Source organism: Sphingomonas sp. LR60, assembly GCF_036855935.1.
In the GTDB taxonomy this organism is placed as follows: Bacteria; Pseudomonadota; Alphaproteobacteria; order Sphingomonadales; family Sphingomonadaceae; genus Sphingomonas.
In genome coordinates this window covers 575,547-599,567 of record NZ_JASPFK010000001.1, presented here as the reverse complement: position 1 = coordinate 599,567, position 24,021 = coordinate 575,547, and the positions used below count along the sequence as shown (strand labels likewise).

General features: G+C 67.5%; 22 protein-coding genes and 2 pseudogenes. 13 read left to right on the top strand and 11 right to left on the bottom strand.

Features of this window, described 5'->3' with window-relative positions; all coding sequences use genetic code 11:
- The first annotated feature begins 126 nt into the window (after positions 1-126).
- Both QP166_RS02835 and QP166_RS02830 read left to right on the top strand, forming a co-directional pair.
- Positions 127-2,910, top strand: coding sequence for a TonB-dependent receptor (locus QP166_RS02835; protein ID WP_333914533.1), 2,784 nt, complete (start codon positions 127-129; stop codon positions 2,908-2,910).
- Positions 2,911-3,131: 221 nt separating this feature from the next.
- Positions 3,132-4,463 carry an amidohydrolase gene (locus QP166_RS02830; RefSeq protein ID WP_333914532.1) on the top strand — a complete coding sequence of 444 codons (1,332 nt, stop codon included), beginning with the start codon at positions 3,132-3,134 and terminating at the stop codon, positions 4,461-4,463.
- Positions 4,464-4,518: 55 nt separating this feature from the next.
- Here QP166_RS02830 and QP166_RS02825 read toward each other — a convergent pair whose 3' ends face one another.
- The gene (locus QP166_RS02825) at positions 4,519-4,947 is read right to left on the bottom strand and encodes an NIPSNAP family protein (protein WP_333914531.1); all 429 of its coding nucleotides are present in this window, start codon (positions 4,945-4,947) and stop codon (positions 4,519-4,521) included.
- A gap of 132 nt (positions 4,948-5,079) precedes the next feature.
- Here QP166_RS02825 and QP166_RS02820 point away from each other — a divergent pair, with 132 nt between their 5' ends.
- Together QP166_RS02820 and QP166_RS02815 are read left to right on the top strand one after the other, a co-directional pair.
- A complete protein-coding gene (locus QP166_RS02820; protein ID WP_333914530.1) occupies positions 5,080-5,265 on the top strand; it encodes a hypothetical protein in 186 nt (61 codons plus the stop codon).
- 31 nt (positions 5,266-5,296) lie between these two features.
- Positions 5,297-6,250, top strand: coding sequence for a 2-hydroxyacid dehydrogenase (locus QP166_RS02815; RefSeq protein WP_333914529.1), 954 nt, complete (start codon positions 5,297-5,299; stop codon positions 6,248-6,250).
- A gap of 87 nt (positions 6,251-6,337) precedes the next feature.
- On the opposite strand, the gene QP166_RS02810 is transcribed toward QP166_RS02815, so the two are convergent.
- Positions 6,338-6,937, bottom strand: coding sequence for a hypothetical protein (locus QP166_RS02810; protein ID WP_333914528.1), 600 nt, complete (start codon positions 6,935-6,937; stop codon positions 6,338-6,340).
- Between the two features lie 124 nt (positions 6,938-7,061).
- On the opposite strand from QP166_RS02810, the gene QP166_RS02805 reads away from it, so the two are divergent.
- Together QP166_RS02805 and QP166_RS02800 are read left to right on the top strand one after the other, a co-directional pair.
- Entirely contained in the window at positions 7,062-7,724 is a 663-nt protein-coding gene (locus tag QP166_RS02805; protein WP_333914527.1) for a response regulator transcription factor, read from the top strand.
- Positions 7,721-9,046, top strand: a complete 1,326-nt coding sequence (locus QP166_RS02800; protein ID WP_333914526.1) for a sensor histidine kinase — start codon at positions 7,721-7,723, stop codon at positions 9,044-9,046. Before QP166_RS02805 ends, QP166_RS02800 begins: the two co-directional genes overlap by 4 nt.
- A gap of 9 nt (positions 9,047-9,055) precedes the next feature.
- Here the strand turns inward: QP166_RS02800 and asd are convergent, their stop codons facing one another.
- On the bottom strand, positions 9,056-9,895 hold the full coding sequence (gene asd, locus QP166_RS02795; RefSeq protein WP_333914525.1) for an archaetidylserine decarboxylase: 840 nt from the start codon (positions 9,893-9,895) through the stop codon (positions 9,056-9,058).
- A gap of 53 nt (positions 9,896-9,948) precedes the next feature.
- On the opposite strand from asd, the gene QP166_RS02790 reads away from it, so the two are divergent.
- Positions 9,949-11,607, top strand: coding sequence for an aminotransferase class III-fold pyridoxal phosphate-dependent enzyme (locus QP166_RS02790; protein WP_333914524.1), 1,659 nt, complete (start codon positions 9,949-9,951; stop codon positions 11,605-11,607).
- A 244-nt stretch (positions 11,608-11,851) separates the two neighbouring features.
- Here QP166_RS02790 and QP166_RS02785 read toward each other — a convergent pair whose 3' ends face one another.
- On the bottom strand, positions 11,852-12,499 hold the full coding sequence (locus tag QP166_RS02785) for a hypothetical protein (protein ID WP_333914523.1): 648 nt from the start codon (positions 12,497-12,499) through the stop codon (positions 11,852-11,854).
- A complete protein-coding gene (locus QP166_RS02780) occupies positions 12,496-13,128 on the bottom strand; it encodes a class I SAM-dependent methyltransferase (RefSeq protein ID WP_333914522.1) in 633 nt (210 codons plus the stop codon). Before QP166_RS02780 ends, QP166_RS02785 begins: the two co-directional genes overlap by 4 nt.
- Before the next feature lie 250 nt (positions 13,129-13,378).
- Between QP166_RS02780 and QP166_RS02775 the strand changes: the two genes are divergently transcribed.
- Positions 13,379-13,759 (top strand): hypothetical protein, encoded by a 381-nt coding sequence (locus tag QP166_RS02775; protein WP_333914521.1) that lies wholly within the window; start codon positions 13,379-13,381, stop codon positions 13,757-13,759.
- Positions 13,760-13,829: 70 nt separating this feature from the next.
- Here QP166_RS02775 and ald read toward each other — a convergent pair whose 3' ends face one another.
- The gene (ald, locus tag QP166_RS02770) at positions 13,830-14,918 is read right to left on the bottom strand and encodes an alanine dehydrogenase (protein ID WP_333914520.1); all 1,089 of its coding nucleotides are present in this window, start codon (positions 14,916-14,918) and stop codon (positions 13,830-13,832) included.
- A gap of 110 nt (positions 14,919-15,028) precedes the next feature.
- Between ald and QP166_RS02765 the strand changes: the two genes are divergently transcribed.
- Both QP166_RS02765 and QP166_RS02760 read left to right on the top strand, forming a co-directional pair.
- The gene (locus QP166_RS02765; protein ID WP_333914519.1) at positions 15,029-15,511 is read left to right on the top strand and encodes an Lrp/AsnC family transcriptional regulator; all 483 of its coding nucleotides are present in this window, start codon (positions 15,029-15,031) and stop codon (positions 15,509-15,511) included.
- Positions 15,512-15,717: 206 nt separating this feature from the next.
- Positions 15,718-17,160 (top strand): methyl-accepting chemotaxis protein, encoded by a 1,443-nt coding sequence (locus QP166_RS02760; protein ID WP_333914518.1) that lies wholly within the window; start codon positions 15,718-15,720, stop codon positions 17,158-17,160.
- Between the two features lie 306 nt (positions 17,161-17,466).
- Here the strand turns inward: QP166_RS02760 and QP166_RS02755 are convergent, their stop codons facing one another.
- On the bottom strand, positions 17,467-18,462 hold the full coding sequence (locus tag QP166_RS02755) for a Gfo/Idh/MocA family protein (protein ID WP_333914517.1): 996 nt from the start codon (positions 18,460-18,462) through the stop codon (positions 17,467-17,469).
- Positions 18,463-18,750: 288 nt separating this feature from the next.
- The gene (locus QP166_RS02750) at positions 18,751-19,704 is read right to left on the bottom strand and encodes an MDR/zinc-dependent alcohol dehydrogenase-like family protein (protein WP_333914516.1); all 954 of its coding nucleotides are present in this window, start codon (positions 19,702-19,704) and stop codon (positions 18,751-18,753) included.
- Positions 19,705-19,742: 38 nt separating this feature from the next.
- Here QP166_RS02750 and QP166_RS02745 point away from each other — a divergent pair.
- Positions 19,743-20,090, top strand: a pseudogene (locus tag QP166_RS02745) (DUF1003 domain-containing protein); the annotation flags it as partial.
- A gap of 135 nt (positions 20,091-20,225) precedes the next feature.
- Here the strand turns inward: QP166_RS02745 and QP166_RS02740 are convergent.
- Positions 20,226-21,143 (bottom strand): glycosyl hydrolase, encoded by a 918-nt coding sequence (locus tag QP166_RS02740; RefSeq protein WP_333914515.1) that lies wholly within the window; start codon positions 21,141-21,143, stop codon positions 20,226-20,228.
- A complete protein-coding gene (locus tag QP166_RS02735) occupies positions 21,140-21,928 on the bottom strand; it encodes a TIGR04290 family methyltransferase (RefSeq protein ID WP_333914514.1) in 789 nt (262 codons plus the stop codon). The genes QP166_RS02740 and QP166_RS02735 overlap by 4 nt, the downstream gene beginning before the upstream one ends.
- 120 nt (positions 21,929-22,048) lie before the next feature.
- On the opposite strand from QP166_RS02735, the gene QP166_RS02730 reads away from it, so the two are divergent.
- Positions 22,049-22,960: a glycosyltransferase family 9 protein gene (locus tag QP166_RS02730; RefSeq protein ID WP_333914513.1), complete on the top strand. Its 912-nt coding sequence runs from the start codon at positions 22,049-22,051 to the stop codon at positions 22,958-22,960.
- The gene (locus tag QP166_RS02725; RefSeq protein WP_333914512.1) at positions 22,917-23,315 is read left to right on the top strand and encodes a DUF6165 family protein; all 399 of its coding nucleotides are present in this window, start codon (positions 22,917-22,919) and stop codon (positions 23,313-23,315) included. Before QP166_RS02730 ends, QP166_RS02725 begins: the two co-directional genes overlap by 44 nt.
- 46 nt (positions 23,316-23,361) lie before the next feature.
- Here the strand turns inward: QP166_RS02725 and QP166_RS02720 are convergent.
- Positions 23,362-23,942, bottom strand: a pseudogene (locus QP166_RS02720) (histidine phosphatase family protein).
- Positions 23,943-24,021 lie beyond the last annotated feature (79 nt).

Sequence of the window (24,021 nt, the reverse complement as noted above, 5' to 3'; positions counted from 1 at the left end):
CTACCGTTGTAAAACCAATTGACAGCCCGATAATACCAAAGCACCGTAGCAATGCAGGAGGAGCAGGACCCGCGATCGGACAAACCGACCGGCGTCACATGCTCAACGATCGGGGGAAAAGGGAAAATGGCTTTTGTTGTGGGCGAGTCGACGCGTGCGGCGCGTGCGATGAAGACGATGCTGCTCGGCACCGCAGGTTCAGTCCTCTGGTTCATGGCACCGGCGGCATCGGCACAGACCGTCCCGATCGACCCCGCCACGACCACCACCCCGACCCCGGCGAACAGCGAGCCGATCGCCGCCGCCGATGCCGCGGAAAACGCGGGCGATGTTGTCGTCACCGGCTTCCGCGCGTCGATCGCCACCGCGCTCGATGCCAAGCGCCGCGACACGCGCGTCAGCGACGGCATTTCGGCGGAGGACCTCGGCAAGTTTCCGAGCCAGAACATCACCGAGTCGATCCAGCGCATCTCCGGCGTGCAGATGCAGAACATCAACGGCCGCGGCGCGACGATCAGTATCCGTGGCCTCGGGCCACAATATGCGCTGACCACGATCAACGGCCAGACCTTCAAGAGCGCCGACTTCACCGACGGCTTCCGCTACGACATCATCCAGACCGAGCTGGCGAACGCCGTTCAGGTGATCAAGTCGCCAACCGCCGACATGGACAGCGGCGGGCTGTCGGGCACGATCAACATCCAGACCGTCCAGCCGCTCGATTACAAGACGCGCAAGATCGCCCTCTCCGCCAAGGCGCAGAACAGCGAATATGCCGGCAAGACGATCACGCCCAAGTTCGGCGCAAGCTATGTCGATCAATTCGCCGACGGGCGGCTCGGCGTATACCTGAACGTCGGCTACCAGAAGCTCGAGGATCGCGCCGACTATCTGTTTCAGGATCGCTGGGCGACGCAGACGATCAACGGCGCGGTGGTCGCGGTGCCGCGCCGCCCGCGCTATCGCCGCATCGACCGCTCGATCGAACAACTTACCGGCAGCGGCGGCGTGCAATGGCGCCCGACCGACCGGCTCGAAATCGATGCGACCGCGATCTACGCCCGCGACGACACCAAGTATGACGTCAACCAGCAGGTGTTTCTCTTCAACACCGCGCGCCTCACCGCCGGGAGCGTCAGCGACGGCGCGTCCAAGGTGACGACCGCGACCAACTTCACGCTGGAGAACAACCGGCAGGAGGAAAGCCGCAAGCTGTCGAGCCAGGGCTATACGCTGGCGATGAAGTGGAAGGACGAGGACGGGCTGGCGGTTCGAGCGGTCGGCAATTTCACGCGCGGCCACGCCTATTCGCGCGAAGACGCCGCGATCCTCGGCGTCATCATCCCGTCGGCGACGCTCGACATTACCGATCCGCGCAACCCCAAATACACGGTTTCGGCGAACCTGTCCGATCCGTCGCTGTACAATCAGGCGACGCTGGTGCGGAACGAATTCCCGAACGGTGCGACGCGTCGCACCACCGGCAAGGAAGTCTCGACGCAGGTCGACGTCACCAAGGACGTGACGCTCGGCCCGATCTCGCAATTCGCGGCGGGCACCAAGTTCCGGCACGAAAGCTTCGTGCGCGATGTCGGCCGTCACGATCTCGGCTCGATCGCCAATCGTCCGGGGCCGACGAGCACCTTGTTCCCGGCGCTGTCGGCGTCCAGCTATGGCGTCGGTGGCTTCCTCGACGGCAACGGCAATCTGCCCAATGCGTGGATCTCGCCCGACACCGCCGGCTATCGGCAAGCGCTCGCCAATGCCGGGCTGTCGGTGCCCGACCTGCCGGCACCGGAGGGCAGCTATACCGTCGATCGCTATATTCCGGCGGTCTACGCGATGGCCTCGCTCGACAGCATGGTGTTCGGCGCGCCGCTGCGCGGCAATCTCGGCGTGCGCTATGAACACACCAAACAGGTCGTGAACGGCAACATCACCCAGCCGCGCACCGGCAGCTACACCGACGTAACGCAGAAGATCGGCGAATATGTCGAGAAGCAGGAATATGACAATGTCCTGCCGAGCCTGAACCTCGTCCTGGAGCCGACGCGCACGCTGCAGGTGCGCTTTGCCGCCGCCAAGGTGCTGGTGCGCCCGATCCTCGATTCGCGCAGCTCGCTGGCGCAGACGACCTCGTCGACCGCGAATACCTTCCCGGTCGGCACGCGGACGTTGACGGTCGATCTCGGCCAGTCCGGGCTCAAACCGCTGACCGCCGATCAGCTCGATCTGGGCGTGGAATGGTATTACGGCCCGGCCAGCGCGCTGTCGATCAACGGCTTCTACAAATGGGTGAAGAACGGCACCTTCTCGTCGCTGATCTGCCCTTCGGCCTTCAACGGCACCGCATTGTCGCGCGCCAGCAGCGGGGCGACCAACGGCGACTGCGTCGATGCCGCGGGGAATATCTATAACATCACGCAGACCTCGAACGACCCCAGCACGATCCGCATCCGCGGCGTCGAGGTGAGCTGGAACCAGTCGTTCGACCGCTGGCTGCCGGTCGACGGCTTCGGGCTGCTCGCCAATTATACGCGCGTGATCCCGACCAAGGTGGCGATCGGTACCGGCTTCACGGTGCGCAACCTGTCGAAGAACACGGCGAACATCACGCCCTATTGGGAAGACCGGCTGTTCAGCCTGCGGCTGTCGGCCAATTACCGCAGCTCCTACGAACAGAATGGCGCCGACAGCTTCTTCGCGACCGAAGGCCATACGGTGCGCGCGCGTACGCAGTTCGATCTGTCGGCGGGCTTCACCCCGACCGACTATCTCAGCTTCGCGGCGGGCGTCATCAACCTCAACAACAGCCGCGAAGAGGCCTATTACAACAACAATCCCTCGATCTGGCAGGAGAGCAGCTTCTACGGTCGCAGCTTCTATCTGTCGGCTACGTTGCGGATGTGATGTGCCACAGCGAAAGCGATTTGCGGTAGCGTGACCCCTTTACCCCGTTCGTGCTGAGCTTGTCTAAGCACGTGAACCAGCCGGAGCGCTTGGAACACGCACTTCGACAAGCTCAGTGCGAACGGTGAGGCTTATCGCGATCCGGTGAGACCATTGCACACAGGATCGCTTGTTGTGATCGAACGCAAACCCTAGGCTGCGGAAAAACCGGGGGTCCTGCCATGCGTCATCTGCTTCTCGCCGCCGTCGCGCTCGGTGCGCTCGCCCAGCGGGCGTCCGCCGAGTCCGATTATGCCGCGGCGATCCGCGCCGACTACGACAAGTCCCTCGCCGCGATGTGGGACGACTTCCACCGTCATCCCGAACTGTCGTTCAAGGAAGAGCGCACCGCTGCGAAGATGGCGGCGGCACTGCGCGCGATCCCCGGCGTGCAGGTCACCGAAAAGATTGGCGGCACCGGCGTGGTCGGCGTGCTTAGGAACGGCAGCGGCCCGGTCGTGCTGGTCCGCGCCGACATGGACGGGCTGCCGGTCGAGGAGAAGTCGGGGCTCGCCAACGCCAGCACTGTGCGACAGGTCGGCGTCGATGGCGTCGAAGCGCCGGTGATGCACGCCTGCGGGCATGACACGCACATCGTCGGGCTGGTCGCGACCGCGCGCCGGCTCGCCGCGATGAAGGACCGCTGGGCCGGAACGATCGTTTTCGTCGTCCAGCCGGCCGAGGAACGCGTCGGCGGCGCGGCGGCGATGATCAAGGACGGGCTGTACACCCGCTTCCCCAAGCCCGATTACGCTTTGGCCTATCACTCCAATTCCGAAGGGCTGGCGGGCACCGTCTCGGCCTCCGAGGACATCCAGTATAGTTCGTCGGACAGCGTCGACATCGTCGTCCCCGGCATCGGCGCGCACGGCGCAAGCCCACAGGCGGGCAAGGACCCGGTCTATATGGCCAGCCAGTTGGTGATCGCGCTGCAAGGGATCGTCAGCCGCGAGCGCCAGCCGCTGCGCCCCGCCGTCATCACCGTCGGCAGCTTCCACGCCGGGCTGAAGCACAATATTATTTCCGATCAGGCGAAGCTGCAGGTGACGGTGCGCGCCAATGACGAGGCGACGCGCGCGCAATTGCTCGCCGGGATCAAGCGCGTCGCCCGCGGCATCGGTGAACTGAACGGCATGCCGGCGGACAAGATGCCGGTCGTGACGGTGATCGAGGGCACGCCGACGACGATCAACGACGCCGCCCTCGCGCGTCGGCTCAATGCGGTGATGGCGACCACATTGGGCGCCGACAAGGTGATCCCCTTCCAGCAGAAGGGCATGGGCGCCGAGGACTTTGCGGCGTTCATCGAGCCCAAGTACGGCATCAAGGGCTATTATTTCGCGGTCGGCGGCACGCAGCAGGCGGCGTTCGACGCCGCGGCACGCGGAGGGCCGCCGATCCCGTCGCACCATTCGCCGTTGTTCAAGGTCGACCCGCAGGCGGTCGTCACCACCGGCGCGACCGCGATGACCGCCGCGGTGCTCGACCTGCTCAAACCGGGCGGCGCGGCATAGCCCTGTCATCCCCGACGCCGTCATTGCAAGCGTAGCGAAGCAATGACAGATCGACCTACTTCGGAAGGATCGGCGGCGAGTAATCCGTGGCGGTCATGAACACGCTGTCGACCTTGGTCACCAGCTTGCCCGCCGCCTCGGACGCCGCGACGACCTTCTGCCACTCGGGATCCTTGCCGAACGCCGCCCAGTCGGCATCACGCGCGGCGCGGCTGGGATAGGCGAGTACGTACACCACCCGACCCTCCGGCGCCGCGTCGGTCGCGATCTCGTTCCAATACGCGACATTGGTCATGCCGTGCTTGGCGAACAGCCCCAGCGTATGCTCGCGGAAGCGCGCGTTGAGCGCCGCCGCCTTGCCGGGCGCCGGGTAATAGGTGCGCAATTCGTAGACCGCGGTCTTCGGATCGAGCTTCGCCGGCTCGGCCTGCGCCACGCCGCCCACCAGCATTGCGGCCATGCCTGCCCACACCATCGATCGCATCGCACCCCTCCTTCACGTTTATTGCGCGCATATCGCCGCTAAATCATTGAACCGACAAGTCCTTTCCCTTTCCCTTGTACAAAGAAGGGCTTAACCTCGATCGGGCCCGATAATCGGGCTGGAGGATGTCCGATGCTTCGTCTGCTCGCTGTCACCGCCGCGCTGACGCTGATGGCCCCGCCCGTGGCCGCCGCGCCGTGCAAGGACCCGAAGACCGGCAAGTTCGTCAAATGCCCGCCTGCCAAGGCGACCCGCTGCAAGGGCACCAACGGAAAGTTCGCCAAATGCGGAACACCTGGCGCGCGTCCGATCGGCTGACGCGCGGCGCAGGAGGCGCTACACGGCGGGCATGACCGATATTCACATCCTCATGCCCGCCCCGATGCCCGCCGCCGTGATCGACGCGCTCGACGCGCGCTTCACGCTGCACCGTCTGTGGGAGCAGCCCGACGCCGACGCCTGGCTCGCCGAACATGGTGCCGCGATCCGTGGCCTCGCCGCCAACACGCTCGCCGGCCGGGTCGATGCGACGTTGTTCGATCGGCTGCCCGCGCTGGAGATCGTCGCCAATTTCGGCGTCGGCTATGACAATATCGATGCGCAGGCGGCGGCGGCGCGCGGCATCATGGTCACCAACACGCCCGGCGTGCTCGACGCCGAGGTCGCCGATCTCGCGCTCGCGCTGTTGCTCGCGACGATCCGGCGCCTGCCGCAGGCCGATCGTTACGTGCGTGACGGGCGTTGGGAGAAGGCTTCCTTCCCGCTCTCGCCGACGTTGCGCGGGCGGACCGTCGGCATCCTCGGGCTGGGCGCGATCGGGCAACAGATCGCACGGCGGCTGGAAGGGTTCGGCGTCGCGATCGCCTACCACCAGCGCACGCGACGCGATGATGTCGCTTACACGTATCACGACACGCCGGTCGCGCTCGCCACGGCGTGCGACGTGCTGATCGCGATCGTGCCGGGCGGCGCGTCGACCCGCCATCTGGTGAACGCGGAAGTGCTGGAGGCGCTGGGCGAGGACGGCATCTTCATCAACGTCGCGCGCGGCAGCGTCGCGGACGAACCGGCGCTGATCGCGGCGCTGCAGGCCGGAACGATCCTCGCCGCCGGGCTCGACGTCTATGCCGACGAACCGCACGTCCCCGCCGAGCTGCGCGCGATGGACAATGTCGTGCTGCTGCCCCACCTCGGCTCGGCCTCGGAGCAGACCCGCGCGGCGATGGGGCAGTTGGTGGTCGATAATCTCATCAGCTGGTTCGACACCGCCGCGGCGCTGACCCCGGTGCCCGAGACCGCCTGACGTACGAAGTGGGGAGCAGCGCGCGTAACGCTGCTCCCCGATCCGATCACGCGCGCGGTGCGACGGGTGCGGGCGGAACCTGCCCGTTCACCGGCGGCGGCGGCGGCGGAGCGCCGGCTCCCGGAGGCGGCGGCGGCGCACCTGCACCTGGTGCAGGCGGGGGCGGTGGCGCGCCCGCACCGGGGGGCGGAGGCGGTGGCGCACCGGCACCCGGCGGCGGGGGCGGCGGAGCACCAGCACCCGGCGGCGGAGGGGGCGGTGCGCCAGCCCCGGGGAGGGCGGCGGCGGCGGCGGCGGCGGCGGCGCGCCGACCTCGCGCACCCCGCCCTGATCGGCGAGGAAGCGCGCGCGCAGCTGCCCGTCGTCGAAGCGGCCCTGCACCAGCACCGGCGCGCCGGTGGTCAGCGTGCCCGCACCGCGCCCGGCGTCGACCAGGGTGCGTCCGCTGGCATCCTCGACCAGAAAGCGCGTGCCATAGACACCCGCGACACGCCCGCGCACCGTCACGATGCCGTTGCTGGCGGGCAGCTTGGCGATCGCGGTCGGGATGGTCGGTGCCATCTCGACGCTGGGGCGGGTCAGTTGCACGGCGCCTGCGCCGCCCGCGGCACCCATCGCCAGCAAGGCCGCACCACCCAGCGCGATCCGGTGGCCGCGCGACAGATGCGGGATCATCGAAGTTTTCATCACTCACTCCTCTTCGGGTTGATGAGCGATGTTTAGGCGTGGTGCCTGCCACCCGCGCTGAACCGGATCGTTCAGTTTCGGTTTAAGCGATCGGCATAGGGCGGGCGGGGAAGGAAGGGGCAAGATGCGTATCCTGCTGGTCGAGGACGACCGTGATCTCGGACCCGCGATCGCGCGCGCACTGCGTGAGGAAAATTTCGCCGTCGACCTCGCCGCCGATGGCATCGACGCCGCGCACCTCGGCGAAACCGAGCGGTTCGACGCGGCGGTGCTCGATCTCGGGCTGCCGGGGCGCGACGGCATTTCGGTGCTCAAGGCATGGCGTGATGCGAACCGCGATCTGCCGGTGCTGATCCTCACCGCTCGTGACGGCTGGTCCGACAAGGTCGCCGGGTTCAAGGCTGGCGCGGACGACTTTCTCGTCAAACCGTTCCGGGTGGAAGAACTGGTGATGCGCCTCCGCGCGCTGGTGCGCCGCGCGGCGGGCCATGCGCAGGCGCTGGTGGCATGTGGCCCATTGTCGTTCGATGCGCAGACCGGCGTGTTCGAACGTGACGGCCTCCCGCTCAAGCTGACCGCGTTCGAATGGCGCGTGCTGTCGCAGCTGATGCTCCATCGTAACGCGGTGATCGAGCGGCTCGACCTGCTCGAGCGCGTCTACGAAGGCGATGCCGATGTCGATTCGAACAGTCTGGAGGTGATCGTCGGGCGGCTGCGCAAGAAGATCGGTGCGACGATGATCGAGACAGTGCGTGGACGCGGCTATCGGCTGGTGTGCCCGGCATGACCCGGCTGATGCCGCGATCGTTGCAGGCGCGGATGCTGCTCGTGTCGGCGCTGGCGACCGTGCTGGCGCTGGTGCTGGCAGGGGCGGTGATGGCCGGGCTGCTCGGGCGGTTCGTGGCCGAGGGGCTGGACCGACGGCTCGATGCGCAATTGCTGGTGCTCGCCTCGGTGGTCGACGGTGAGGGGCGCGTCGATCGGGCACGGCTGACGCAGCGAGTCGCCGCGTTCGGCAGCGATCCCGGCTGGCAGTGGCAGATCAAGGGACCGGACGGCGCGATCGGCGCCGCCGATATCCCCGCGCCACCCGCGGGTCCGCTCGCACCTCCGGCACCACCCGCCCCGCCCGCACCGCCGGGCCCGCATCCGGCCGAGGCGAAGGGCGCGAACGGCGGTGCGCTCCACGCGCGGACGATCACGCTCACCACCCGCCGCGGCGCGGTGACGTTGACCGCCGCCGCGCCGCGCGCCGTGATCGCGCGGCCGATCGAGGGAGCGCTCGCGCCGTTGCTGATGGCGCTTGCGGGCGTCGCGGCGTTGCTTACCGGCGCATTGCTGATCCAGCTGCGCGTTGCGCTGCGTCCGCTGCGCCGATTGCGCGATCAGGTCGCGGCGATCCGCACCGGCGCGCGCGACCGGGTCGACGACGACCAGCCCGCCGAACTCGCCCCCCTTGCCAGCGAACTCAACGCACTGACGGGGGACAATGCCAGCGCGTTGGCCACCGCCCGCGCCTCGGCCGCCAATCTCGCCCATGCGCTCAAGACTCCGGTCGCCGCACTGGCGATCGAGCTTCGCGACCAGCCGCGCCTCGCCGCCACCGTCGCGCGGATCGATCGCACGATCCGCCACCATCTCGCCCGCGCGCGTGCCGCCGCGGTCAACCGCCGTGTCGCCACCACGCTTGCCCCCGCGGTCGCGGATATCGCGGCGGTGGTGGAGCGGCTTCACGACGGTCCGCCGCTGACGATCGTCCGCGCAATCGCGGACGACATCGCGGTCGCGGTCGATGCGCAGGACCTCGACGAACTGCTCGGCAATTTGCTCGACAATGCCGCGCGCCATGCCGCGTCGCGGATCGACGTGGCCGCGCGTCGCGACGGGCGCAACGTCACGGTGACGATCGCCGACGACGGCCCCGGCATCCCCGCCGCGGCCCGCGCGCAGGTGCTGCAACCCGGCACGCGGCTCGACGAGCGCGGTGACGGCCACGGCTTCGGGCTGCCGATCGTCGCGGAACTGGCGGCGCTTTATGGCGGCGCGATAATACTGGCGGAGAAGGCGCCGCACGGCCTTCTGGTGACGCTGACCTTGCCGGCGGCCTAGCGCCGTCATTCACCAATCCGCGATCGCTTCCCCCGCGCGGATCGCCTGCCCCTCGCGCAACCCCTCGCGCAACCGCGCCTCACCGGGCAGGAACAGCACGATCGTCGAGCCATGCTCGAACCACCCCATCTCCGCTCCCTTCTCGACCGCCACGTCGCACGCCCGCCGGCCCGGTCCCTGCTCGCGCAACGTCCGCTCGGTATCGAGGAAGGTCAGCCGGATGCTCGCCACCAGGATCGCCGCGACCGGCACCAGCAACAGCGCGCGCCCGCCTGACCCGCGCGCTTCGATCACCGCGCGCTCGTTGCGGCAGAACAAGCGCTCGACCCGGCGCAGCGCGATCGGATTGACGTTCCAGCAATCGCCCGACTGATAGGTCACCGCCTCGACCGTCAGGTCGGCGGGCGCATGGAAGCGGTGGTACATCCCCGCGGTCAGCCGCAGTGTCACGAACCAGCCGTCCGCGAACCGCGCCGCCAGCGCCGCATCGGGCACCAGTTCGTCGAGCCGATAGGGAAAACCCTTCACCTGATAGAGTTGCCCGTTCTCGACCCGGCCATGCGCGCCGACGATCGCGTCGCATGGGCTCGCCACCACACCATCGCCTTGTGCGAACACGCGCGCCCCGGCGCGCAGCCGCCGGATGAACCCCTCACGCAAGCTCGCGAAGCGCGTCGTCTCGGCATCGCGCAGGTCGACGTCGCAAAAGAACCGCCACGCCGCCAGCGCCGGCTTCGCCACCAACGGATGCTCGACCGCCGCGATCCGCCCCACCATTTTCGTCGCCCAGCGCCGCGGCAAGCGGTTGGTCAGCAGGAAATTCAGGTCTTCCTGCATCAATACGCGCATCAGTCCGGTTCGCATTGTCACACCTGCGTCATCGCGGCGCGCGTAGTGGCGCCATGGAGAAAAAGACCCTCGCCGTCGTCGCCGGGCTCGTCGCCGGTACGTTGTTCGCCACGACCAAGGGCCGCGAGCGGCTCGCGCTGTCGCGCGCCAAGCACCCCGGCCCCGGCGGGCACGTCCGCATGGCCAAGCGCATTGCCGGGCACATCCCTTATTACGCGCATGTCGAGGACCGCTTCTTTCGCGCCGATGCCTGTGACGCCGGCGTCGCCGCGCGCCGCCGCGCCGGGTTCGAGCGACTCGCGGCGCGCTATGCCGAACGCTTTCCGAAGACGCTCGCCCTGACTGCCGAAACGCGCGAGGGCCTGTCCGATCTGCAATTCACCGGCCGCTACCGGGTGCCCTTCCCGTTCGCGGCGACGGTGCGCGAACATCTGCCGGTCGGTGCGTTCATGGCGCGCTCGGATGGACCATGGCTGACCGATCTCGACGGCAATACCTTCATCGACCTGACCGGCAGCTACGGCGTCAATCTGTTCGGCAACGACTTCTACAAAGCGACGATGCGCGAGGCGCTCGCCGTGGCGGAGCCGCTCGGCGGGGTGCTGGGCAGCTATCACCCGATCGTCGCCGACAACGTCCGCCGGCTGTGTGCGCTGTCGGGGCTCGACGAAGTGTCGTTCCACATGTCGGGCACCGAGGCGGTGATGCAGGCGGTGCGGCTGGCGCGCTATCACACCGGCAAGCGCCGGTTGGTGCGGTTCGCGGGCGCGTATCACGGCTGGTGGGGCGAGGTGCAGCCCGGCATCGGCAACCCCGTCCCCGCCGACCATACGCTGACGCTCGCCGATCAGTCCGAACAGACGCTGGCGGTGCTCGCCCGGCGCAAGGACATCGCTTGCGTCTTGGTCAATCCCTTGCAGGCGCTCCACCCCAATGGCGGCGCGCCATCGGACAGCCAGTTGGTCGACAGCGCGCGTAGCGCGGGCGCCGACCTGCCCGCCTATGTCGCGTGGCTGCGTCGCCTGGCCGAGACGTGCCGCGCGAACGGCATCGTGCTGATCGTCGACGAAGTGTTCATGGGCTTCCGCCTCGCGCCGGGCAGCGTCGCGCGCGCATGGGGCATCGACGCCGACATGATCGTATGGGGCAAGACGCTGGGCGGCGGGCTGCCGATCGGCGTGCTGACCGGACGCGCGGCGCTGATGAAGCGCTGGCGCGACGATCGCCCGGTCGACATCTGCTTCGCGCGCGGAACGTTCAACGCGCATCCGTATGTGATGGCCGCGACCGACGCCTTCCTGCGCCGGCTCGACACGCCGGAGGTCGCCGCGCTGTACGACGGCATGACCGAACGCTGGAGCACGCGCGCCGCCCGGCTCAATGCTTTGCTCGCGGAGGTGGAATTGCCGCTGTCGATTGCGCATCTCGAGACGGTGTGGACGATCCTCTACACCCGCCCGTCGCGCTACAATTGGATGCTGCAATATTACCTCCGCGCCGAGGGGCTGGCGCTATCGTGGGTCGGCACCGGACGGCTGATCTTCAGCCTCGATATCGACGACACCCTGTTCGAGCAGATTGCGGCACGGATCGTCGCGGCGGGCACGGCGATGCTGGCGGACGGCTGGTGGGACGGACCGGTCGTGAGCAACAAGCAGCTGAAGCGACAGGCGTTGAAGGAGTCGCTGGCGGTGCGGGTGCGGGATGGGTGAATAGGAAGACCCGGCCCAGCACCATCGTCCGCCTTCCACCATCGTCATCCCGCGCAGGCGGGGATCCAGAACCCATGTCGTCACGGCTCAATCGAGCCGGTGGCCAGCACCGTCCCGATCCTCACCAACCACCGCGCATCTGGATCCCCGCCTTCGGGGGGATGACGGAGAAGGCGGGGATGACGAAGAGGCGGGGATGACGAAGAGGGCGGGTGGCAGACGAAACTCCGCCCCGCCCCGGCCTTCACGCCGCCGCGTGGGTGTCGTCGGTCCGCCCGTGCTTGATCAACCGCGCCGGCGCGCTGCGGTACAGGCGGAAGTCGCTGAACGGATCGGTGACGATCTTGGTCGCCCAGACGATCCCGGTTTCCAGATCGCGCTCGATCCACAATTGCCCGACGCGGAACAAGATCGCCGCGATCCCGAAGAACAGCCACCCGAACCCGACATGACGCAGGAAGGCCATTGCCCCGTCGGGCCGCTCCAGCACACCGAACAACGTCGGCGACAGCGCCAGCACCACCGGGATCGCGAGCCACAACCCCATCAGCACGTATTTGCGCATCAGGTTATAGCCGACCTTCACCTCTTCCTTGTAGTCGTGGCTGACGCCATTCTCTTCGTCATAGTCTTTCGGCTCGAAGAAGAAATGCCCCGCCTGCCGGCTGGTCATCGCGACACCCCAGGCCAGCAGGCTCGCCAGCGCGGCATCGACGAACAGCAAGGCATAAGCCGTGATGAACGTGCAGGCGCTGACGAAATGCAGGCTCTGGTTGATCAGGTCGTGGTGATAATAACGATGATCGTCCCAGCGCTGCTCCTTCAATTGCGCGCGGAACCCCGGATTGCCTTGCTCATCTTCGAAACGGAGCTTGCGAAGCCACGGCATCATGCCTTCTCCTTGGCGATGCGGACCAGCGAGAAATGTCCGAACGGCGGGATCGCGCGCCGCTCGGTCAGCGACACGTCGCTGCGCGTCGCGATCCAGTCGGTGTAGAGCGCGAAGGGAAAGTCGGTGCGGAAGCCGAGCCGTTTGGTGATCGGCATCAGCGCGCGTTCGATCCCGCCGCGCAGCCCCTGTTCGGCGCCGACGCGCGTGGTGATGACGATCTCGCCGCCCGGCCGACATACGCGCGCGAATTCATCCAACGCACGCCGCGGATTGGCGACCGCGCTCACGACATATTGCGCGACGACGACGTCGAAGGATTCGTCCGGATAATCCAGCGCCTCGGCATCGGCGACGCGGATCGCATCGACATTGGCCAGGTTCAGCCGCCTCGTGCGGGCGCGCGCCTTGTCGAGCATGTCCTCGGAGATATCGACGCCAGTCACGCGGCTGGTCGCGGCATAATGCGGCAACGAGATGCCGGTGCCCACCCCGACCTCCAGAATGCGCCCGCCGATCTGGTCGGCGGCACGGATCGCGGCGGCACGTCCCTGTCTGAACACCGGGCCGAACACCAGATCGTACACCGGCGCCCACCGATCATAGGCCAGCGCCACGCCGGCCGTTGTCATCGTCGCTGTCATTCCCGCCGCTTACCTTCGCTGAAGAGCCCCGACCGGGCCCGGGGACCGCGACCCTTGTGCGACGGTGAGGTGTCACCATGACGACGATTGAGTGACGGCCGTCGTCACCGAACCGAAATGATAGTGACACATCCGACAGATGAACCTTTATCTTTCAACTTGATCTGCATCACGGACCCAAGTGCAACGGCCCCTCGTTCGCCGCCCGGGACTTTTCTCCCACGAGAGGAAGCAGCTGATGGCCGTGAAATTCGCCGGAACCATGAACGCGATCAATCGCGGACTCGATGAAACCAAGCCCGCCAAGGGCGTCGACATGATCGAAGACTGGGAGGCTGCGCTCGCCGACATCGACACGCCCGGTGCCAAGGGGATCCTTCGCGACCTCGGCTCGCTCCGCAAGCAGCTGGAGAAGAGCGAGCCCGACGCCGATCGCGTCCATGCGCTGCTCCACCGGCTCGGCGCGGCGACCACCAAGATCGCCGACAAGGCCGAGAAGTCGCAGGACAAGCTCAAGTCGCTCGGCGAGGCGCTGACCGAGGCGGGCGAAGAGGAACACGACGAGGAAGAAGACACCGCCGCGGCCGCCGCCCCGAAGCGCGCACGCAAAAAGAAATAATCGCTTACGGGAGCAGCTGACACGCTGCCCCTACCGTCGTCCCGGGTCGAGCCCGGGACGACGATTGTATTTACCCCGCGACGCCCAGCGCCTCGGCCACCACCTTGTTGACGATCTTGCCGCCGCGCACGTTGACGCCTTCCATCAACCCGGCATCCGCCTCGGCCGCGGCATAGCCACGATCCGCCAGCGCCAGCCCGTACGGCAAGGTCGCATTGTTAAGCGCATGGCTCGACGTCAGCGGCACCGCACCCGGCATGTTGGCGACGCAATAATGGATCACGCCGTCGACCTCATAGGTCGGCTCGGCATGGGTGGTGGCATGGCTAGTCTCAAAGCAGCCACCCTGATCGATGGCAACGTCGACCAGCACCGCGCGCGGCTTCATCAGCTTGAGCATCGGGCGCGTCACCAGCTTCGGCGCCGAGGCACCGGGGATCAGCACCGCGCCGATCACCGCGTCGGCTTCCGAAATCTCGTGCTCGATCGATTCCAGCGTCGACACGCGCGTCCGCACCCGGCCCTGGAACAGCTCGTCCAGCTCGCGCAGCCGCGGGATCGAGCGATCGATGATCGTCACCTCCGCACCAAGCCCGACTGCCATCCGCGCCGCATGGGTGCCGACCACACCGCCGCCCAGCACGACGATCCGCGCCGGCTGCACGCCCGGTACGCCACCGATCAGCACGCCGCGCCCGCCGTTGACCGCCTTCAGCGCGGTGCCCGCCGCCTCGATCGACAGTCGCCCCGCGACCTCGCTCATCGGCGCGAGGAGCGGCAGGTGCCCGCGCCCGTCGACCACCGTCTCATAGGCAACTGCCGTGACGCCCGACGCCTGCAGACCCTTGGCCTGCTCTGGATCGGGGGCGAGATGGAGGTAGGTGAACAGGATCTGGTCGTCGCGCAGCTGCACCCACTCGCTCGGCTGCGGCTCCTTGACCTTCACCACCATCTGCGCGGCCGCGAACACTTCCTCGGCGGTATCGACGATCCCGGCACCCGCGGCGCGATAGGTGTCGTCATCGGCGGCGATCCCCGCGCCCGCGCCGGTCTGCACGATCACCTCATGGCCATGCGCGACATATTCGCGCACCGCGCCCGGGGTCAGGCCGACACGATATTCGTGGTTCTTGATTTCCTTGGGCACGCCGATGCGCATGGGTCCGTCTCCTTGTTTATGGGCGCTGTAGCACGTTCCGAACGGCGAAACCGGGCGAACCGCACGCGGCCGGGGTGACTTTGCGGCGAATTCCTGCATGGTTCGGCGCCATGACGCAGAAAAGCTACGTTCCCGATCGAATCGACCGCCGGCTGATCGCGCTGTTGCTCGACAATGCGCGCGCCACCGCCTTCACGCTCGCCGAAGCGATCGGCCGCTCGGCGACCGCGGTCGCCCGGCGACAGCGCGCGCTGGAGGAGGCCGGGATCATCACCGGCTATGCCGCCCGGCTCGACCTGACGCGGCTCGGCCGCGAGACGACGGTGCACATCAAGGTGACGCTGGAGAGCCAGCGCATCGACGTGCTCGACGCATTCGAGACGGCGATCGCCGCCAGCCCGTCGGTCGTGCGCTGCGACCTGATGTCGGGCAGCTACGATTATCTGATCACCGTCCGCGCGCGCGACCTCGCCGATTTCGCGCATATTCATCGCGACGAACTTTCCCGGCTGCCCGGCGTCACACAGATGGAAAGCGGCTTCGTCCTGCGCGAAGTCGTGGCGTCGCGACTGCCTCTTTCTTTGCTTGATTAAGCACATAGCCCATTCTTTCACCCCGAACCGAAATCATAGGCTTGACACCAGAACTACGATTTATCCTACGTAGAAACATTCTAGAGTGACTGCTCTACTTCAAAGTCCATGTCGCCTTAACTCGCTATTTAACAAGTTTGGGCAAAGACATTCCTTACTAATCTCGATTGGTCGAATTGCTTCGGTCGGGCGCGGAAGGAACAAAAATGGTCACGTGGTTTCAGCAACATGCGCCGATTCGCGCCAAGTTCACCGTCCTGACGCTGGTGTACGGCGCGCTGGCCGCGCTATCGCTCTGCGCGACGATCGGCGCCGTGCAGGGAATGATACCGGGCAATGTCGCGATCGGCTTGGCCGCGGGCGTGTTGGTGGCGGTGCTCGTGGTTGCGGTGACGTCTCGCGCGCTGATCTGCGACCCCTATGTCGCGACCGTGGTCCGGATGGAGGCGCTGGCCGCCAACGACCTCGACACCATTATCGCCTTCACCGACCATCGCGACTGCGTCGGCCGGATGACCAAGGCGATGGAAGTGTTCCGCCGCAACGGCAAGGCGCTCGCCAGCGCGGCGCAGTCGCAGCAGATGGTGGTCGAGGCGCTCGGCACCGGGCTCGGCCGGCTCGCCGACAACGATCTGACGTTCAAGATCGAAGAGCCGTTCAGCGCGGATTACGACGCGCTGCGCACCAACTTCAATCGCGCGATGTCGGCGGTGTCGAGCACGATCGGCGCGGTGACCAGCGCGGCCAACGGCATCAACAGCGGCGCGGCGGACATTCGCCAGGCGTCCGACGACCTGTCGCAGCGCACCGAACAGCAGGCCGCCTCGCTCGAGGAAACCGCCGCCGCGATGGACGAGATCACCACGACCGTTCGCGAGACTGCGGCCGGCGCACGTCGCGCCAATGACGCGGTGGTCGAGGCACGCACCGAGGCCGAAAGCTCGGGCGACGTCGTCCGCCGCGCGGTCGATGCGATGGGCGGGATCGAGCGCGCGTCGTCGGAAATCAGCGAGATCATCAGCGTCATCGACGGCATCGCCTTCCAGACCAACCTCCTCGCGCTAAACGCCGGGGTCGAGGCGGCGCGCGCGGGCGACGCGGGCAAGGGCTTCGCGGTCGTCGCCTCCGAGGTCCGCGCACTCGCGCAGCGCTCGGCGGATGCCGCCAAGGACGTCAAGACCAAGATCCTCGCCTCATCGCAGCAGGTCGAGTCCGGCGTGACGCTGGTCAGCGAGACCGGCAAGGCGCTCCAGCGGATCATCACCCGTATCGGCGAGATCAGCACGCTCGTCTCGACGATCGCGCAATCCGCCGAGCAGCAGGCGACCGGCTTGCAGCAGGTCAACACCGCCGTGTCGGAGATGGACGGCGTCACGCAACAGAATGCCGCGATGGTCGAGGAAGCGACTGCCGCCGCGCGCAGCCTCGCCGAGGAAGCCGACCGGCTGACCACCGAAGTCTCGCGCTTTCGTACCGCCGCCGCGCCACGCCCGATCCTCCCCGCGACGACGCCGGTTGCGTCGGTCCACGACCTTCAGGCGCGCGCCGCGCAGGCCGGCCGCGACCTTGCCCGCACGGCCCGCCGCCCGGTCACCGGCACACGCGGCACCGCGCTGGCGGTGGCGGACGAGGAATGGTCGGACTTTTAAGTCGCAGGGCGGCCCGTCGCATCCTGCGCCGGGACTCGCCCAAGACCGGCCGGCGGGGCACCGCCCCGACCGACGACGCGGCTTCGCCGCGGCGGGCACCAGCCCACCGCCATCATTCCCGCGTGGGCGTGACTTCTGGAAAATCCTGCCTTCCGTTCTCCGGCGGAGGCCGGGGCCCAGTTGGGAAACGGTTGCAACTATCTCGCAAACCTACCCAACTGGACCCCGGCCTTCGCCGGGGAACGATCTGGAAGATCCGGCCCCTTCGCAGAGGTTTCGCCTAGGCGGGAATGACGGAGTCGTCCCCTACCCCCGCCCCGCCGCATAGATCGCGTCGAGCACCCGCGCGGTCGCGACATATTCCGCCGCCGCCGCATCGAAGCGCGCGCCGGCCGCCAGCCGCTCCGCCCAGTCGACCGCCGCGCGCCCGCCCCAGTCATCGGGCGGCACCGCCAACGTCTCGCGCGCGGTGTCGAGGAAATGCTCGGCGGTGAAATCGTAGAACGAGCCGCCAACGTTGCGCAGCGCCGCGCCGCCGTCGGTGCCGTAAAACGCCGCTTCGATCACCGCATCCTGCCCGGCGTGGAGCCGCCACGAACAGGCCAGCCGCACCACGACGCCATTGTCGAGCCGCACCGTCGCCGCCGCATAATCCTCGACCGCGTCCGCCGTGACCGGCGCCCCGCCGGCATAGAGCGCGGCATCGACCCGCTCGGCGGTCGCGCCCGGATTGAGCCACAAGGCGAGATCGGCAAGGTGGATGCCGAGATCCATGACACACCCGCCGCCGGACTGCGCGCGGTCATAGAACCACGGCTTGTCGGGGCCATAGGCATTGTGGAAGGTCAGATCGATCGCGAACACCCGCCCCAGCGCACCACTCCGCACCAGCGGCGCGATCGCGCGCATCCCCGCTGTGTGGCGATAGGAGAGATCGACCCCCAGCAACCGGTCCGCCCGCCGTGCCGCCGCGACTACCGCCTCATTCTCGGCGGCATCGCGACCGAGCGGCTTCTGGCAGAACACGGCCACCCCCGCCTCCAGCGCCACGATCGACTGCGCGGCGTGGAGGGCGCTCGGGCTGGCGATCACCACCCCGTCGAGCCCGAGCGCCAGCATCTCCTCGAGCGATGCGCAGACCTGCGCGTCCGGTGCGTCCTGCACCGCCGCCGCGACCATCGCCGATGACGGATCGCTGATCGCGACGGCCTCGACCGCCCCGCTGGCGACCATCGCCGCCATGCGATGCCGCCCGATCCAGCCGGTGCCGAGAAAGCCGATGCGCGGTTTGGCGTTGGTCATGGATCCGTCGTCCTTCATCTACCGTCCGTCATTCCCGCGCAGGCAGGAATCCAGAACCCATGCGGTCTCGCTGAAATATGACGACATCACATCACGCTCAGCCGTCATTGCGAGCGGAGCGAAGCAATCCAGAGCGTCCTGGCCGTGGCCCTGGATTGCTTCGCTGCGCTCGCAATGACGATCTCGGGTTGATGTCATGTCCTCACGATCTGGAAGCGCCACGTCGGCATGCCTAGACTCCCGCCCGCGCGGGAACGACGCCGTATGCGCGGCCAAGGCGCTCCCGCCTCAGAACGTCACCACCGCCTTCACGAAACCGGCGGGCTTGTCGCGCGTCGCCGCGACCGCCTCGTTCAACTCGGTCAGCGTGAACCGATGCGTCAGCAGCGCGGCCAGATCGACGCGCCCGCCGGCCACCGCCGCCACCGCCTCGTTCAGCCCCCGCAGGTTTACGCGCGGGTTGCGTTCGTGCGCGTTGATCACGTCGATACCCTTCCAGTTCCAGTCCTGCATGTTCACTTGCCGCGGCCCGTCCTGATGATAGCCCGCCACCACCAGCCGCCCGCCGAACCCGACGATCGCCGAGGCGAGGTCGAGCGGCCATTGCTTGCCGACCGCCTCGATCACGCGCTCGCACAATGCTTCGCCGGTCAGTTGCTTGACCCGCTCGATGATCGCCCAGTGATCGTCCATCGCGATCGTCTCGGCGGCGCCGTTCGCGCGCGCCAGCGCCAGCGACTCCGCGCGCCGCGAGATCGCGATCACCCGCGCCCCCGCATCGCTCGCCAGCTTCGTCAGCACCGCACCCAGAAAACCGATGCCGACGATCGCCACCGTCTGCCCGGGCAGCACGTCGGCACGCCGGAAGATGTTCATCGCGCACGCCAGCGGCTCGCCCGGAAACGCCTGCCCGTCGAGCGCGGCGGGCAGCCGCACCAATTGGTCGACCGACGCCACGTCATAGGGCGCGAAGCCATGCCCCGACAGCATCGTCACCCGTTCACCGAGCGCGACGTCATCGACCCCCTCGCCCAGCGCATCGACGACGCCCCAGCCCTCATGCCCCATTCCGCCCGCCTCGCTGGGATAGGTCGACCATGGCTGCCCCTCCCACGGCTCGACGTTCGACGCGCAGACGCCGCAGCCTTCGAGGCGGACGCGAACCTCGCCGGCGCCCGGCTGCGGTACCGGGGCCTCGCGCACCTCGAACCGTCCCGGCGCCACCAGCACGGCGGCGGGCATCATGCTTCCATTATCGTACGACAATCGTTGGACTTTCCATGAATGAACCGCGTGATCTGAACGGCGCGCTCGCCGACAACATCCACCGCCTTGCCGAGCGCCAGCACCGCGTCGAGGCCGATGCGCCTTGGTCGGACCGGCTGGCGGGGCGGATCACCGGCTTTACCGGATCGATGACCTTCGTCGCGCTGCACCTGACGTTCTTCGGGGGCTGGATCGTCTGGAACCTGTATCTGAGCCCCAAGTTCGACCCGACCTTCGTCGTGCTGGCGATGATCGCGTCGGTGGAGGCGATCTTCCTGTCCACCTTCGTCCTCATCAGCCAGAACCGGATGGCCGCGCAGGCGCAGGCGCGCGCCGACCTCGACCTTCACATCAACCTGCTGGCCGAGCACGAATTGTCGCGGCTTACGTCCGTCGTCCGGCAGATCGCCGAACGCGTCGGGGTCACACCCCGGACGACATTGCGGAGATCGAACGCGACGTTCGCGCCGAGGATGTGCTCGACACGCTCGACCGGGTTACGCCACCGCCGTCCGGCTCGTGACCGCGGCGGGCGCATAGCGGTCGATCATCCACGCGCAGAAATCCGCGAACGCCTGCGGATCGCGCGCCGCGCTGGTATGATGCGGCTGGATGCCGAGATGCTCCGGCGTGAAGCAGAAGGTGACGGTCGTGTCGAATTCGGCAAGCGCTTCCATCTGCCGGTCGAACCAGTCGGTCGCATTGGGGCGGAAGCTGTCGGCCCAGCTCAGCCCGGTGCGCAGCTTCTTCGTCCCCAGCCGCTTCATCCACATGACCGCATCGTCGAGCCGCGGATCCTCGAAATGGAACCACTGCATCAGCCCCATCTCCGACGCGACCTTGGCATAGCTGTCGAGCGAGGGCTTCGGCGTGCCGTCCTCGCGGATCAGCCCCATGTAGAAATGCCGGTAATAGCTCGACCCTTCCGCCTCGCGGTGGCGAGTGGTCGCTCCCCATTCCTGCGGCAGGTCGAACAGGGAATACCAGTAGACGCGCGGCACGCGGCCGATCAGCAGCTCGGCGGTCTTCTCGACCCCGAACACCTGCACCTCTTCGGCACCGAACGAGCCGACGCCGACCTCGGTGACCCACACCGGCTTGTCCGTAACCGCCTCGATCTCGGCGATCTTGGCGGGCCAGTCGTGGATCGACCACAGGTTCCAGTCGAGCGGAAAGCCGTGCACCGCGATCACGTCGACCGCGCCGAGACAACCGTGCCCCTCCAGCCGCTTCACCCACAACGGGTCGATCGGCGACATGCCGCCCAGCACGCGCGTCACCGCCGGGTTGACCGCCGCGATCGACGCGCCGGCGCGCTTGACGGTGTCGGCGAACAGCGACCAGTCGGGGTCGACCTCCGGGTCCCAGTGCGACTTGTTGTTCGGCTCGTTCCAGATCATCGCGGCTTCGATCACGCGCGCACTCCCCGCTTGCTTGGATAGACTGCCGCCGGCCCATGCTCCGCGAAGGGCACGTCGCTGATGCGGCAGAGATAGACGTCGTCCTGCGGATGCGCGGTCACCGTGAAGCCGGCGGCGCGCAGCATCGCCTCGGAACAGGCGCGGTTCGGCGCCCACCAATTGGTCCAGTCGCCCGCGAACTTGCGCTCGATGAAGTGCAGCTTCGGATAGTCGCGATCGTCGAAATAGTCGGGCGGCGTCCAGGTGCCGGGTACGTAGAAGGGATGATCCTCGGGCACCTGCGCCTCGGCCTTGGAGCCCTGCTGCATCGTCTGGAAGAGCATCAGGTCGCCCGCGACATGCTCGCGGATCAGGTCGAGCGCCAGCAGCGGATGCCGCAAATGGTACAGCACGCCCATGAAGATCACGAGGTCGAACCGCTCGCCGAGCTGCGCGACGTCATAGACCGAGAGGTTGCGGAACTCGACGCTGTCGGCGAACCCCAGCGCCTCGCTGGCCAGCCGCGCCTGCGCCAGATAGCGGTCGTCGGAATCGATCCCGACCACTCGCGCGGCACCGCGGCGTTTCATCTCGATCGAATAGAAGCCGGCGTTGCAGCCGATATCCAGGACGGTCTTGTCGGTCAGATCTTCCGGCAGACAGACGCCGAATTCGGCGAACTTGTTACCCGGATAGTCGAGCAGAAAGTGATCGGGCGCGGTTTGCACGCCGCCGGGCAGATGAATGTTGTGAAACCATGGGGCGAGTTCAGCGACCCGCGCGCGCAAATCTTCGGTCATCAATCCCCCGACACCCTTCGACAGCATCAACTATCCTTGCGATGGCGCGTTCCACCTGATTGATCTGGCTCAATTTAATAGTTCGGAACCGTCGCGGGGGCTTGCCGCGTTTGCGGCGGCATGAGCGATCACGGCTGGCCCCGGGCGATGCGCGAGGAGCGCTACGAAGACGCCTGGGCGATCGAACGGGCAGTGCTCGCGGGGCGCGACCCCTCGACCCGCGACGATCCGTCGCTCCCCTATCATCGACGCTGGGTGTGGGATGGTCGCGCGATCGACGATCGCGATGTGCTGGTGCGCTGCTATCACGGTCTCGGCGACACACTCCAATTCGCGCGCTTCCTCCCGGTGCTGGCGCAGCGCGCACGCTCGGTGACGGTCGAGGCACCCACGCGGCTCCACGTTTTGCTGCGCTTCCCCAACGTATCGCTCGCTGCCTTCGACGATGCGCGCCCGCTGCCGCCGGCGGAGTGCGATATCGAGATTACCGAGCTTTGCGCGGCACTCCGCTGCACGCCGCGTGACGGCCCCGCGCCGTATCTGAGCACCACGCCCGCCGCGCTTCCCGAGGACACGGTTGGGCTATGCTGGCAGGCGGGCGACTGGGACACCGAACGTTGGGTGCCGCCCGCCCTGCTCGAACCGATCGCGTCGCGGCATCGGTGCTTGTCGCTGGTGAGCGCGCCGACCACCCTCGCCGTCATCAACCCGGAAGGCTGCCCGTTCGATCTGGCCGCGACTGCCGCGCTGGTCGCGGGCTGCGCGTTGGTCATCACGGTCGACACGATGATCGCGCATCTCGCTGGCGCGCTCGGGCGGCCGACCTGGCTGCTGCTCAAGGCCACGCCCGACTGGCGCTGGGACCCCGCACGTCGCGACAGCGCCTGGTATCCGCACACTCGCCTCTACGCGCAGCCGACCGCCGGCGACTGGCACACGCCCCTCGCCACGATCGCGCGCGATCTCGACATGATTCAAGGAGAAGACCATGGCCAGCCTTCCCAGCCCGTCCGTGCCCGTGTCCTGGGGTGAGTTGCTCGACAAGATCACGATCCTCGAAATCAAGCAGCACCGCATCGATCGCGCCGATGCGCGCGCCAATGTCGCGCACGAACATTCGCTGCTGTCGCGGATCGGTGCGGGCGTGTTGGGTCAGGACGGTGTTGCGCCGCTCTATGCGCGGCTGAAGTCGGTCAACGAGGATCTGTGGGAGATCGAGGACGCGATCCGCCGCGAGGAAGCCGCGCGCAGCTTCGGCGGCGAGTTCATCCGGCTGGCGCGCGCAGTCTACGTCAAGAACGACGAGCGCGCGGCGCTGAAACGCGCGATCAACGTCGCGCTGGAATCGGACCTGATCGAAGAAAAGAGCTACGCGGCGTTGAATTGAGGCACCGGTCGATCTCTGGGCCCGCCCCGGCCACACCGCTGACGTATCAGCGTCCCCGCTCGTTCAACGCCACCACCATCGCCCCCTCGCCCTCCAGCGCCAAGGTCGTGACCGACCCCGGATCGCACCCCAGCGAGAAGATCCGCTCCAGCGGCAGTCCGAGATAATGCGCCACCACCCCGCGGATGATGTCGCAGTGCGAGACGCATAACGTCACGCCCTCCCCGCACCCCGCGACGAAGCCGACCGCGCGCGCCACCGCTTCGCCCATCGTCTCGCCCCGGGGCAGCGCGCCGAGCCGCGTTCGGCATTCCACCGCTGCCACTCCGGATCACCGTCCAGCGTTGCGAACGCGCGCCCGGTGAAGTCGCCGAAATCCACCTCGTCCAGCGCCGTCTCGACCGCCACCGGCAATCCCAGCGCTTCCGCCGCCACCGCCGCCGTCTCGCGGGTTCGTGCGCACGGGCTGCTGACGATCCGCGTCACGCCGCGCGGCGCGACCAGTCGTGCGAGCGCTCCGGCCTCCGCCCGCCCTTGGCGATCGAGCGAAATATTGGAACGACCGCTCAGCACGCGGCCGACTTCTTCATGATGCCCATGCCGGGCAAGCAAAACACTTCTGGCCATACCGGATTGATTTGAATCAATTCAGTCGCAAAGTCTATGAAAATTACGCTACCGCAATAACTTAGGGAACCAAGCTAAG